This is a genomic window from Rhizobium sp. Rhizsp82, from assembly GCF_047325115.1.
Lineage (GTDB): Bacteria > Pseudomonadota > Alphaproteobacteria > Rhizobiales > Rhizobiaceae > Rhizobium.
Map to the genome: position 1 here is coordinate 405,390 of NZ_CP168571.1, position 12,590 is coordinate 417,979.

10 protein-coding genes are annotated in these 12,590 nt (G+C 61.9%); 9 read left to right on the forward strand and 1 reads right to left on the reverse strand.

Going from position 1 to position 12,590, the window contains the following annotated elements; genetic code table 11:
- The first annotated feature begins 151 nt into the window (after positions 1 to 151).
- From ACEN84_RS26065 to ACEN84_RS26090, 6 genes are all read left to right on the forward strand, one after another.
- Positions 152 to 1,075 carry an ArsR/SmtB family transcription factor gene (locus ACEN84_RS26065; RefSeq protein ID WP_130280809.1) on the forward strand — a complete coding sequence of 308 codons (924 nt, stop codon included), beginning with the start codon at positions 152 to 154 and terminating at the stop codon, positions 1,073 to 1,075.
- Between the two features lie 241 nt (positions 1,076 to 1,316).
- On the forward strand, positions 1,317 to 1,997 hold the full coding sequence (locus tag ACEN84_RS26070; RefSeq protein WP_413712208.1) for a TetR/AcrR family transcriptional regulator: 681 nt from the start codon (positions 1,317 to 1,319) through the stop codon (positions 1,995 to 1,997).
- Between the two features lie 83 nt (positions 1,998 to 2,080).
- Positions 2,081 to 3,217, forward strand: coding sequence for a M14-type cytosolic carboxypeptidase (locus ACEN84_RS26075; RefSeq protein ID WP_413712209.1), 1,137 nt, complete (start codon positions 2,081 to 2,083; stop codon positions 3,215 to 3,217).
- 145 nt (positions 3,218 to 3,362) lie between these two features.
- Complete coding sequence (locus ACEN84_RS26080) at positions 3,363 to 4,958, forward strand: ABC transporter substrate-binding protein (RefSeq protein WP_413712210.1); 1,596 nt, start codon at positions 3,363 to 3,365, stop codon at positions 4,956 to 4,958.
- 161 nt (positions 4,959 to 5,119) lie between these two features.
- Positions 5,120 to 5,890, forward strand: coding sequence for a 2-keto-4-pentenoate hydratase (locus ACEN84_RS26085; protein ID WP_413712211.1), 771 nt, complete (start codon positions 5,120 to 5,122; stop codon positions 5,888 to 5,890).
- A 37-nt stretch (positions 5,891 to 5,927) separates the two neighbouring features.
- Positions 5,928 to 6,662 carry an SDR family oxidoreductase gene (locus ACEN84_RS26090; protein ID WP_203430423.1) on the forward strand — a complete coding sequence of 245 codons (735 nt, stop codon included), beginning with the start codon at positions 5,928 to 5,930 and terminating at the stop codon, positions 6,660 to 6,662.
- 36 nt (positions 6,663 to 6,698) lie between these two features.
- Here ACEN84_RS26090 and ACEN84_RS26095 read toward each other — a convergent pair whose 3' ends face one another.
- Positions 6,699 to 7,574 (reverse strand): helix-turn-helix domain-containing protein, encoded by an 876-nt coding sequence (locus tag ACEN84_RS26095; RefSeq protein ID WP_413712212.1) that lies wholly within the window; start codon positions 7,572 to 7,574, stop codon positions 6,699 to 6,701.
- Positions 7,575 to 7,787: 213 nt separating this feature from the next.
- On the opposite strand from ACEN84_RS26095, the gene ACEN84_RS26100 reads away from it, so the two are divergent.
- The 3 genes from ACEN84_RS26100 to ACEN84_RS26110 all read left to right on the forward strand — a co-directional run bounded on the left by ACEN84_RS26100 (position 7,788) and on the right by ACEN84_RS26110 (position 12,590).
- Positions 7,788 to 9,254: an alpha-glucosidase/alpha-galactosidase gene (locus tag ACEN84_RS26100; protein WP_413712213.1), complete on the forward strand. Its 1,467-nt coding sequence runs from the start codon at positions 7,788 to 7,790 to the stop codon at positions 9,252 to 9,254.
- A gap of 124 nt (positions 9,255 to 9,378) precedes the next feature.
- Entirely contained in the window at positions 9,379 to 11,466 is a 2,088-nt protein-coding gene (locus ACEN84_RS26105; protein WP_199625829.1) for an ABC transporter substrate-binding protein, read from the forward strand.
- Between the two features lie 116 nt (positions 11,467 to 11,582).
- A complete protein-coding gene (locus tag ACEN84_RS26110) occupies positions 11,583 to 12,590 on the forward strand; it encodes an ABC transporter permease (protein ID WP_112718612.1) in 1,008 nt (335 codons plus the stop codon).

The following is a 12,590-nucleotide window of genomic DNA, read 5'->3' on the forward strand; positions in this document are numbered from 1 at the left end:
TTCGGGCCGAGGTGAGAAGGCCCCTGCCGGTCCGCGAGAGTTCTCCCGAGGCGCGGACCGGCCCCTAGTAAAATTTGAGCAGCGACACAGTGCATGCGCCCATGATATCAGCTGAAACCAACAAGAAAGACTGGAGAACCAGTATTATAATATGGAGACGAAGCTTCTAACCGTCGATCCGATGAGGGACGCCGATGTCGTCCAGGCACTCGGTTCTCCGACGCGCATCGAAATCCTCAACCTGCTGCGCCAGAAGGGGCCGCTGAATGTCAACGACATCGCGGCACAGATGGGCTTGCCGCAGTCGACGACGGCGACGAATTTGAAGTCGCTCGAGCAGGCGGGCCTGATCCAGACCCAGACGATGAAGGCGACGAAGGGCAACCAGAAGGTCTGCTCCAGCATCTATGACGAGATCCTGATCCGCTTCGACAGCAGCGGCACCAAGGCGAGCGAAGACGTCGTCACCGTCAGCATGCCGATCGGCCTCTTTACCGAGTTCGAGGTGGGTGCGCCCTGCGGCCTCTGTTCCGTCAACAATGTCATCGGCATGCTCGATGTGCAGGAGGTCTTCCTCGACCCGCAGCGCATGCAGGCGGCATTGCTGTGGTTCACCCGCGGCTATGTCGAATACAAGTTCCCGAACAATGCCAAGGTGTCCGGCAAGAAGATCCGCAAGGTCGAATTCTCCGCCGAACTCAGCTCGGAAACGCCCGCGACCAATGCCAACTGGCCATCCGACATCTCGATCTGGATAAACGGAATCAAGGCCGGCCACTGGACCTCGCCGGGCGATTTCGGCGACCGCCGCGGCATGTATTCGCCTGCCTGGTGGAAGCTTTCGGGTTCGCAATACGGCAAGCTGAAAACCTGGACGATCGACGAAACCGGCACCTGGATCGACGGCGCCATGGTCTCGACCCAGACCATCGCCTCGCTCGGCATCGCCGACCACCACTCGATCCGCTTCCGCATCGGCATCGACGAGAAGGCCGACAATCCCGGCGGCATGAATATCTTCGGCAAGGGTTTCGGCGATTTCGACCAGGACCTGCTGATGTCGATCTATTTCTGAGCCTGGGCGTTCGCACATGCCGGCTCGGAGGCTGCCGCTAGGCCCGGCCTGGCGGAGCCGTGGCCTCTCCCGCCCCATCCTCATTAAGGCTCTCGATCGAAGGGACGCGCGGCAGCGGGCGGGCGCCCGCTTCGGTCGGCTGACCCGGTGGTTTCCGGTTGTCCCGGCGGTCTTGAAAGTTCAACTTACATTCCGACTAGTATGTATTTACATTCCGACTGATATGTATTTATATCGCCTCATGACCGATCAGCCCCGCCAAGTCAGACGTACACAGGCAGACCGCAGCGCGGAGACGCGGGTCCAGCTGATCCGCGCCGCAACGACGCTGCTGCACAAGATCGGCTTCTCGGGATTGACGACCGCCAACGTCGCCAAGGAGGCGGGGCTGACGACCGGTGCGCTGCACCACCATTTCCCGACCAAGTTCGAATTGCTGTTCACTGTCTATGATCACCTGGCCGAACGGGTGCTCGACGACTTCACCAAGCAGAAGAACCTCGCAACCCACGGGCGGCTGAATGTCGGCAAGCTGGTGCGCTATTTCTGGGGCGTCTACGGCGATCCGGAATATTGGGCAATCTGGGAGATCCTGATCGGCACGCGCGCCGAGGCCGAGGTGCGGCCAAGCACCGTTTCGGACCGCATGGAAGCGATCCGCGAAGTCCGCTACCGCTGGCTCGAAGAGCATGTCGACATGGGCAAGAACAAGAGGGAGATCTTCGAACTCCTGGAGTTCACGCTCATCGCCATCCGCGGCCTCAGCCTGGAGCGGCTGTTCCACAAGGAGGAGGCCTATTTCGAACGCCACCTCCAGACACTGACCTCCGTCATCTCGGCCCGCTACGAGGCCCTGACAAGCGAGGCCGGGATCACCTCGATCAGACCGGCGCCGCGCGAGAGGAACCGGTCGAAGACATGATGGGCTAACACCAGCATCCGGTCGCCCGCTTCGCAGAACAGGTCGGCCGGCAAGTCACGGCAACTGCGGAGTAGTGTTGAGCGATGAGTAAAATCAGCAGTAATTTCGATTCCGGGCGCATCAAGGTCATCGACGAAAGCGATTGGGCGGCGATGCGGCTGGCGATCCTTCCCGACCGCGAAGGATCCGACGAGTTCATGGGCTTCTATTTCGCCGCCACCGGCGCAAAGGGCAGGGACTGTCACTATACGCTCGAGGATGCCGGCAAGAGCCGCTGGTCGCGCGGCTTCAAGGACTACCGGATCGTCGCCTCCTATGACCGCAAGGACTGGTTCCGTATTCCCGCGACATTCGACGGCTCCTCATTGAAATGGAGCCACCGGCCGGAGCAGGATCGCGTCTCCTACGCCTATCATGCGCCCTATACCGAGACGGAACGCTTCTCGTTGATCGAACGCTGCGCAGCGAGCCCGCTGGCAAAGGTCGAGAGCCTCGGCAAGACGCTCGAGGGGCGCAGCATCGATCTCGTCACCGTCGGCAAGCCCGGCCCGGGCAAGAAATCCTGCTGGGTGCTGGCGCGCCAGCATCCCGGCGAGTCGATGACCGAGTTTGCCGCCGAGGCGCTTCTCGACCGGCTGATCGATACCGCCGACCCCTTGTCGCAGTCGCTGCTCGAGCGCGCCGTCTTCTACGTGGTTCCGAACATGAACCCGGACGGCAGCATCAAGGGCTTCCATCGCTACAATGCCGGCTATGTCGATCTCAACCGTTCCTGGAGCACGACGACAGTCGAGGAAAGCCCGGAGACCTGGTTCGTGCGCGAGCGGATGCGCCAGACCGGCGTGCATTTCTGCTACGACATCCATGGCGATGAAAGCAATCATCATCCCTGGCCGGTACGGCCAGTCGGTGTGCCGTCATGGTCGAACAAGCAGGCGACCCTCTTGAAGCGTTTCGAGGATGCCTTGCTCGTCGCCTCGCCGAACTACACGCCCGACCTGCCGAAGCCAAACTACGACCATGCGCCCGGCACCGATCCGCTCGCCATGGCGATCTCCTGGACGGCGGAAACATTCGGCTGCGTCTCCTTCATCATCGAGCTGCCCTTCCTCGACGACATCTTCCATCCCGACGAGCGGAACGGCTGGTCGCCGCGCCGTTCGCGGCTTTTCGGGGCGGCTTCTCTGGAAGCGCTCGCGGCCGTCGTCGACGACCTCTGAGAGACTGCAGGCTCCGGGGGCGGAGCCTGTCCGGCAACAAGCATAAAGCGGGAAGCCGGCGTGACCAGGCAAAGCCGGGCCTGGATCATGCCGGAAGCAGGCAGTGGATAATAAAACCCAACTCACTGACGACTGGGAGACTTCGATGTTTCAGAAAATAGCCTTGGCCGCAGCGATTGTGCTCGCGCCGGCTTGGGCCACGAGTGCGAGCGCAAAAACCTTCGTCTACTGTTCGGAGGCCTCGCCCTCCGGCTTCGATCCGGCGCTGAGCACCAGCGGCACCACCTACGACGCCGTCGGGCAAACGATCTTTGACAGGCTCGTCGAGTTCAAGAAGGGAACGACCGAGGTCATTCCGGCTCTCGCCGAGAGCTATCAGGTGTCGGACGACGGGCTGCAATATACGTTCAAGCTGCGCCCGAACGTGAAATTCCAGACGACTGACTATTTCACGCCGACACGCGACATGAATGCCGACGACGTGATCTTCTCCTTCGTGCGCCAGTGGAAGTCCGACAATCCCTGGCATCAATATACCGGCGCCGCCACCTGGGAATATTTCGACGCGCTGGGGATGGGCGATCTGATCCAGTCGATCGACAAGGTCGACGACATGACGGTGCGCTTTGTCCTGAAGCGCAAGGAGGCGCCGTTCATCGCCAATATCGCCACGCCTTTCGCCTCGATCCTGTCGAAGGAATATGCCGACAAGCTGCAGGCCGATGGCAAGATGGCGCAGATGAACCAGCTGCCCGTCGGCACCGGCCCCTTCGGCCTCGTCAGCTACCAGCAGGATGCCGTCATCCGCTACAAGGCCAATGCCGGATATTGGGCAGGCAAGCCGAAGATCGACGATCTGGTCTTTGCCATCACGCCCGATGCCACGCAGCGCTACCAGCGGCTGACCGCAGGCGAATGTAATCTGATGTCCTATCCGAACTCGGTCGATGTCGCGGCGATGAAGGCCAATCCCGATCTCAAGGTCTCCGAGCTCGCCGGCTTGAATGTCTCCTTCCTCGCCTACAACACGATGCAGGCGCCGTTCGACAAGCCGGAGGTCCGCCGGGCGCTCAACATGGCGATCAACAAGCAGGCGATCGTCGATGCGGTGTTCCAGGGGGCGGCGACGGTCGCCAAGAACCCGATCCCGCCGGGCATGTGGTCCTATAACAATGCCATCAAGGACGATCCCTATGATCCCAAGGCGGCAAAGGCGGCGCTCGAGGCTGCCGGTGTCAAGGATCTGTCGATGAAGATCTGGGCGATGCCGGTCTCGCGGCCCTACATGCTGAACGCGCGGCGCGCAGCCGAGCTGATGCAGGCCGATCTTGCCGCCATCGGCGTCAAGACGGAGATCGTCACCTACGAATGGGCCGAATATCTTAAGCGGGTCAAGGCGAAGGATCGCGACGGCGCGGTCATCCTCGGCTGGACCGGCGACAATGGCGACCCCGACAATTTCTTGGGTGCGATGCTGAGCTGCGATGCCGTCGGCGGCAACAACTGGGCGCAGTGGTGCAACAAGGACTTCGACGCGCTGGTGATCAAGGCGAAGGAAACCACCGACACCGCCGCCCGCACCAAGCTCTATGAGGAGGCGCAAGCCCTCTTCAAGCGCGAAGCGCCCTGGGACACGCTGGACCATTCGCTCGCGGTCGTGCCGATGCGCAAGAATGTGGTCGGTTTCGTCCAGAGTCCGCTCGGCGCCTTCCAGTTCGATACGGTCGATCTCTCCGATTAAAGCCATCGGCCCGGCAACCGGACACCGGGCCGGTCGTCTTCCAGGATGCTTCGCTCCGCCCGGGCATCCTGGAAGACATTTCACGGTGGCTGTTCGGATCAAGGTGGCTGTTCAGCGCGCTGCGAAACATCTATGGGAGGAGAAAAACGGGAGGATGAGATTTGACCGACAAGAGCGCCGAACTCGCCGGCACGCTGGTTGCCGAGCATCGCAGCGGCACGAATTTTCACCGGCTTGAGGGCATCAACGACCTCGCCGACGCCTATAATGTGCAGGAAAAGTATATCGCCGCGATCCGCGACGGCGACGAGACTGCCGGCTACAAGATCGGCCTGACCTCGAAGCGCATGCAGGACATGTGCGGCATCGACCAGCCGATCCACGGCACGATCTTCAAGCGCCGCGTCGCCTTCACCGGCGCGCATCTGGCGCATGCCGACTATCACCGCCTCGGCCTCGAATTCGAGATCTGCGTCCGGCTCGGCCAGGACCTCTTGCCGTCAGACGTGCCGTTCACGCCGGAAACGGCGGGGGCCGCCGTCGATGCGGTCGCAGCAGCGATCGAGATCGTCGACGACCGGCATGCCGATTACAGCGTTCTCCATTGCGGCACGCTGATCGCCGACAATTCCTGGAATGCCGGCGTCGTGCTCGGCGCCTTCACGCCGCCGCCGGCGAAGATGGAGGAGGCGACGGGTGTTGCCTATCTCGACGGCACCGAATTTGCCCGCGGGCTGGGCGCCGATGTTCTCGGTCATCCCTACGTGCCGCTTGCCTGGCTTGCGAACCATCTGGCGGCATCCGGGCGGATGCTGCGCAAGGGCGACATCGTCATGACCGGCAGCATCGTCACCACGCGCTTTCCGACCGGGCCTTTCACCTACCGCTTCGATGTCTCCGGCATCGGCAGCGTCGAGGTCAGCGGTTCCTGATTTTTGAGACGAAGAACGATTTGAAGAAGAGGTTGCCATGGATCTTGGCTTGAACGGTAAAACGGCGCTCGTGATGGGCGCTTCGAAAGGGCTTGGCTTTGCGATCGCCAAGGAGCTTTCGGCGGAAGGCGTCAAGGTCGCGATCTGCGCCCGCGACGAAGAGCGGCTGAAGGATGCCGCCGGGCGGCTCGGAGCGACGCCGTTCGTGGCCGACCTGCGCCAGCCCTCGGCCGGACGCGCTGTCGTCGATCAGGCGGTGGCGGCGCTCGGCAAGGTCGATATTCTCGTCGTCAACACCGGCGGTCCGCCGACCATGCCCTTCGAGAACATCGCCAGCGACGACTGGCGCAATGCCTTCGAGGGCCTGTTCGTCAGCGCCACCGACGCGATCGGCGCGGCACTGCCGGGCATGCGCGAGCGCAACTGGGGCCGCGTCCTGCTGGTCACCTCGATCGCCGCAAAGGAGCCGATCAATAATTTCACGATCTCCAACGCCTTGCGCGCCGGGCTTCACGGCCTGACCAAGACGCTAAGCCGCGAATTTGCCGCAAGCGGCATCACCGTCAACGCGCTGATGCCCGGCTACACGATGACCGAGCGGTTGGCCGAAGCCAAGCTCGACCTCGACAAGGTCAGCAAGATGATCCCGATGGGCCGCATCGGCCGCCCGGAGGAATTCGCGGCACTCGCGACCTTCCTCGCCTCCGACAAGGCCGGCTACATCACCGGCCAGGCCGTTGCCTGCGACGGCGGCGCGCTCTGGTCGATCTGATGATCGGGCGAGGGGCGGCCGTGGCCGTCCCGACGCCTACCGGCTGCGGCCGATGCTGGCATACATGCCCGTGGTGCGGAATTCGGTCGGCGTGATGCCGTAGACGCGGCGGAAGACCTTGGCGAAGTAGTTGGCGTCTTCGAAGCCGCACATGATCGACACTTCCTTGACCGGCAGGAAATCTGCCTTGGTCAGCAGCTTGGCTGCGCGCTGCAAGCGCTGCTGCAGCACGTATTCGGCGGGCGGCACGCCTTCGCTGTCGGCGAAGCTGCGCGAGAAGTGGGCACGGCTCAGGCCGACGATGGCAGCAAGCTCGCTGACCGGGAGCGGTTTTTCCAGATTGGTGTTGATGTGGTCGATGACCGGCTGCATCAGGCTCTGCTCGGCCATGAAGGATGGAGAGCCGAAGACGTCGTCGTAAAGCGCCATCGCCGCCTCGTAGGCGATCGCCGAGGCTGAGCCCGGGGTCGTGGCGCCCTTGACGAGACGCAGGCTGCAATCGGCGAGGTGATCGATGGTCGATGGCTGCAGTTTGAGGACCGGGCCGGACAGCGCCATCACCATCTTGTGGATGCGCAGCGTCTCGTCACCGTTCATCGAGATCCAGAAATACTCCCAGCGCTCGCCCTTTTCGAGCCAGTAGCGGTGATTGTGCGGCACCAGCACCATCATCGTGTCGCCGCCCTGGAGCTTGTAGTTGCGGTTCTGGTAGCGCAGATGGCCGCTGCCGCTGATCGTGTGCTGCAGCACCGTAAACGGCGTCTGGCCGCGCTTGCGCCCGTCCCAATCATAGGTCTCGTTCTCGCGCACCTCATAGCCGGCGCTGGTCGGCATGGCGTGCAGCCGCTGGCGTCCGCGGGGCAGCGAAACGGTCCTCATGGCCTGTCCGTTGGCGATCAAATCCTGCAGCACAAAATTACCCTCGAAAGCATAATCCTTCTCTGGCCGCCTCATCGAATATACGCATAATCCCCTCGCATAAGAGGAAGAGATCGCGGCTGGACGAACGGCTGGGAGGAATACAGGTTTCATTTCCAGTGATTTTCGATCGCCTGCGCCAGCGGGCGGCCTGGTACCCTTTTGTCTTCTTTCTACGTAACATTCGATCGGACCGAGGTGAAGGACATGAGTTTCAAAATCGCTATCATCGGGGCAGGCAGCGTCGGCTTCACCAAGAAGCTGTTCACGGACATCCTGTGCGTTCCGGAATTCAAGGACATCGAATTCGCGCTGACCGATCTCAGCGAGCATAACCTGCAGATGATCAAGGCGATCCTCGACAAGATCGTCGAATCCAACAAGCTGCCGACCAAGGTGACGGCGACGACCAACCGCCGCGAGGCGATCGCCGGTGCGCGCTACATCATCAGCTGCGTGCGCGTCGGCGGCCTCGAAGCCTATGCCGACGACATCAGGATCCCGCTGAAATACGGTATCGACCAGTGCGTCGGCGATACGATCTGCGCTGGCGGCATTCTTTACGGCCAGCGCAACATCCCCGTCATTCTCGACTTCTGCAAGGATATCCGCGAGCTGGCTGAGCCGGGCGCGAAATTCCTCAACTACGCAAACCCGATGGCGATGAACACCTGGGCTGCGATCGAGTACGGCAAGGTCGATACGGTCGGCCTCTGCCACGGCGTCCAGCATGGGGCCGAACAGATCGCCGAAGTGCTCGGCGCCAAGTCGCAGAGCGAGCTCGACTACATCTGCTCGGGCATCAACCACCAGACCTGGTTCATCGATCTGAAGCTCAACGGCCGCAAGATCGGCAAGGAGGAGCTGGTTGCCGCCTTCGAGGCGCATCCTGTCTTCTCGCAGCAGGAAAAGCTGCGCATCGACGTCCTGAAGCGCTTCGGTGTCTATTCGACGGAAAGCAACGGTCACCTCTCGGAATACCTGCCCTGGTACCGCAAGCGTCCTGACGAAATCACCAAATGGATCGACATGTCGGACTGGATACACGGCGAGACCGGCGGCTACCTCCGCCACTCGACCGAAACCCGCAACTGGTTCGAAACCGAGTTCCCGCAATTCCTCGCATCGGCCGAAAAGCCGATCGATCCGGCCAAGCGCTCCAACGAGCATGCGAGCCATATTCTGGAAGCGCTGGAAACCGGCCGGGTCTATCGCGGTCACTTCAACGTCAAGAACAACGGCGTGATCACCAACCTGCCGTCGGATGCGATCATCGAATCGCCCGGCTTCGTCGACCGCTTCGGCATCAACATGGTCTCCGGCATCACCATTCCGGAAGCCTGCGCCGCAACCTGCATGGCGTCGATCAACGTCCAGCGCATGTCGGTTCACGCGGCAATCTCCGGCGATATCGATCTGCTGAAGCTCGCCGTGCTGCACGACCCGCTCGTCGGTGCGGTCTCGACGCCGGAAGAAGTCTGGCAGATGGTGGATGAAATGGTCGTCGCCCAGGCACGCTGGCTGCCGCAATATGCCGACGCCGTACCGGCCGCCAAGGAGCGCCTGGCGAATTCCAAGGTCAAGACGAAGGAATGGGCCGGTGCAGCCCGCCGCAACGTCCGCTCGATCGAAGAGCTTCGCGCCGAAAAGGCGGCGCTGAAGCAGGCGGTCTGATTTTCCGGTGAGGCAAGCCGCGGCGGTTCTTCGGGAGGAAGGCCGCCGCGCCAAGGCTTGCTTCATCATTCTTTGAGGAGAAGCGGAGACGCGTGCAAGCGCTCCGGAACAAGAGGGAGAGACGATGACGAATTTCCGCAAGATCGGCATCCTGGCAGGGCTGGCGCTCGGCGTTTCAGTTGCTGCCTTGAATGCCTACGCTTCCGAACCGACAACGCCGCCTGCGCCGCCGCAGTTCCCGGCGGAAGGCAAGATCAAATATGTGTCGCGCGACTCCATTGAGGAGTTCAAGGCGCTTCCTTCGTATAACGAGCCCGATTGGGTGAAGAAGAATTTCGTCGACACCGGCAAACTGCCGCCGGTCAAGGATCGCCTTCCCAAGGAGCCGCTGGTTTTCAAGACCGGCAACATGCCTGACGGTATCGGCGTCTATGGCGACACGATGCGCCATGTTATCGGCGGCCGTCCGGAAGGCTGGAACTATGGCGCCGGCCAGACGCAGGGCTGGGGCGGCATCGATATCGGCCTCTCCGAATGCCTGACGCGCACCGCGCCGCTCTTCCAGGTCGAAGCCAAGGACACCGAGCCGCTTCCGAACCTAGCCAAGGGCTGGGAATGGTCTGCCGACGGTCACAAGCTGACCATGCATCTGATCGAAGGTGCGAAATGGTCGGACGGCGCGCCGTTCAACGCCGACGACATCATGTTCTACTGGGAAGACGAGGTCATCGACCCGAACGTTTCACCGCTTGGCGGCGGCGCATCGCCTGAGGCCTTCGGCGAGGGAACGACGCTCAAGAAGATCGACGACTACACGGTCGAGTGGACCTTCAAGGATGCCTTCCCGAAGCAGTATCTCTATACGATGGCCTACCCGAACTTCTGCCCGGGTCCGTCGCATATCCTGAAGCCGCAGCATCCGAAATATTCGAAGAACACCTACGACCAGTTCAAGAACGCCTTCCCGCCGGAATTCATGAACATGCCGGTCATGGGCGCCTGGGTGCCGGTCGAATATCGTCCTGACGATATCATCGTCATGCGTCGCAACCCCTACTACTGGAAGGTCGACGAGAAGGGCAATCAGCTGCCTTACCTCAACGAGCTGCACTACAAGCTCTCGACCTGGGCAGACCGCGACGTTCAGGCTGTTGCCGGCTCCGGTGACTTCTCGAACCTCGAGCAGCCGGAAAACTTCGTGGCGTCGCTGAAGCGCGCTGCCGAAAAGACCGCTCCGGCGCGTCTCGCCTTCGGCCCGCGCCTGATCGGCTACAACATGCGCATGAACCTGTCCGCCAACGGCTGGGGTGACCCGGACGAGCGCGGCGAGGCGATCCGCAACCTCAACCGCAACGAGGACTTCCGCAAGGCCGTCACCATGGCGGTCGACCGCAAGGCGATCGGCGACTCGCTCGTCAAGGGTCCGTTCACTGCGATCTATCCGGGCGGCCTGTCTTCGGGCACGAGCTTCTACGATCGCAACTCCACAGTCTACTATCCCTTCGACCTGGCAGGCGCCAAGGCGCTGCTCGCCAAGGTCGGCCTCAAGGATACCGACGGTGATGGCTTCGTGAACTTCCCGGCGGGGACTGCCGGCGGCAAGGATGTCGAGGTCGTGCTGCTCGTCAACAACGGCTACGCCACCGACAAGAGCCTTGCGGAAGGCGTCGTCGGGCAGATGGAAAAGCTCGGCATCAAGGTCATCATCAATGCGCTCGATGGTCCCAAGCGCGACAATGCCCACTATGCCGGCCAGTTCGACTGGCTGATCCAGCGCAATGCGACGGAACTCGCATCCGTGGTGCAGAATACCGAACAGCTTGCCGCCGTCGGTCCGCGCACCAGCTGGCACCACCGCGCCGGTAAGGATGATCAGCTCGATCTCCTGCCCTACGAAAAGGAGCTTGCCGATATCGTCAACAAGTTCCGCACGACGCAGGATAATGACGAGCGCGTCAACCTGATGAAGCAGTATCAGAAGACCGCGACCGAGCATGTCGATACCGTCGGCCTCACGGAATATCCGGGTGCGCTGATCGTCAACAAGCGCTTCTCGAACGTCCCGCAGGGTACGCCGATCTTCATGTTCAACTGGGCTGAAGATTCCGTCATCCGCGAGCGTCTGTGGGTCGCTGCCGACAAGCAGGGCAAGTACGAGCTGTTCCCCGAACAGCTGCCCGGCAAGCCCGGAGACAAGGGTCCGATCAACTAAGAGCTCCCTCCCAACCGAATGAGCTTCCGGCCGCGCGTGCTGCGCGCGGCCGGGCATAATCAACAAGCCGGCCGCGCTAGACGAGCGACTGGCGGCAAGGAGAAGCGAACCGTCCGATGCTACGATTCCTGCTCATGCGCATCGCCTCGGCGATCCCCGTCCTCTTCATTCTGAGCGTGGTGACTTTCGCGATCATCCAGGCGCCACCCGGCGACTATGCCGATTACATCCGCTCGCAGCTGATCAATCAGAGTGGCGCGTCCTTCGCGCAGGCCGAGGAACAGGCGCAGGCCTACCGCGTCGAGCATGGCCTCGATAAGCCGATGGTCGTCCAGTATTTCAACTGGATGAAGGGCATCATCACCGAAGGCGATTTCGGCTACAGCATGTTCTACAACAAGCCGGTTGCCGATGTCGTCGGCGAGCGCCTGCCGCGCACGCTGGCCCTGGCGCTGGTCTGCCATATCTTTGCATCGATCCTCGGCATAACCTTCGGCATCTGGGCGGCAACGCGCCAGTACACCTGGATCGACAGCCTGCTCTCGGGCATCTCGTTCCTCGGCATGACGGTGCCGCGCTTCCTCATGGCGCTGATCATCGTCTATCTCCTGGTCTTCCAGTTCAATGTCAGCGAAATCGGCAGCTTCTTCTCGCCGCAATATGGCGGGGCGCCGTGGTCCTGGGCGAAATTCGTCGATCTCGTCAGCCATGTCTGGCCGGTGGTCGCGATCGCCACCTTCGGCGGGCTCGCCTACAACATGCGCGTCATGCGCGGCAATCTGCTGGATACGCTGAATGCCCAATATGTCGAGACGGCCCGTGCCAAGGGTCTCTCGGGCAGTGCCGTCGTCATGCGCCATGCGGTTCCGAATGCGCTGCATCCACTCGTCATGTATCAGGGCGTCGTCTTGCCCTACATGCTGACCGGCGAAATCGAGACGGCGATCATCTTCGCCCTGCCGACCGTCGGTCCGGCCATCGTCGGCTCGATGGCGATCGGCGACGTCTATGTCACCGCCACTTTCATGCTGGTGCTCTCGGCCACACTGATCGTCGGCAACATCATCGCCGACATGCTGCTTGCCATGCTCGACCCGCGCGTCCGCCAATATGGAGGTGCCTGA

Coding starts and splice junctions, on each gene's coding strand:
- ACEN84_RS26080 (WP_413712210.1), top strand. CDS start 3,363: ATGTTTCAGAAAATAGCCTTGGCCGCAGCGATTGTGCTCGCGCCGGCT.
- ACEN84_RS26100 (WP_413712213.1), top strand. CDS start 7,788: ATGAGTTTCAAAATCGCTATCATCGGGGCAGGCAGCGTCGGCTTCACC.
- ACEN84_RS26105 (WP_199625829.1), top strand. CDS start 9,379: ATGACGAATTTCCGCAAGATCGGCATCCTGGCAGGGCTGGCGCTCGGC.
- ACEN84_RS26110 (WP_112718612.1), top strand. CDS start 11,583: ATGCTACGATTCCTGCTCATGCGCATCGCCTCGGCGATCCCCGTCCTC.
- ACEN84_RS26065 (WP_130280809.1), top strand. CDS start 152: ATGGAGACGAAGCTTCTAACCGTCGATCCGATGAGGGACGCCGATGTC.
- ACEN84_RS26090 (WP_203430423.1), top strand. CDS start 5,928: ATGGATCTTGGCTTGAACGGTAAAACGGCGCTCGTGATGGGCGCTTCG.
- ACEN84_RS26075 (WP_413712209.1), top strand. CDS start 2,081: ATGAGTAAAATCAGCAGTAATTTCGATTCCGGGCGCATCAAGGTCATC.
- ACEN84_RS26070 (WP_413712208.1), top strand. CDS start 1,317: ATGACCGATCAGCCCCGCCAAGTCAGACGTACACAGGCAGACCGCAGC.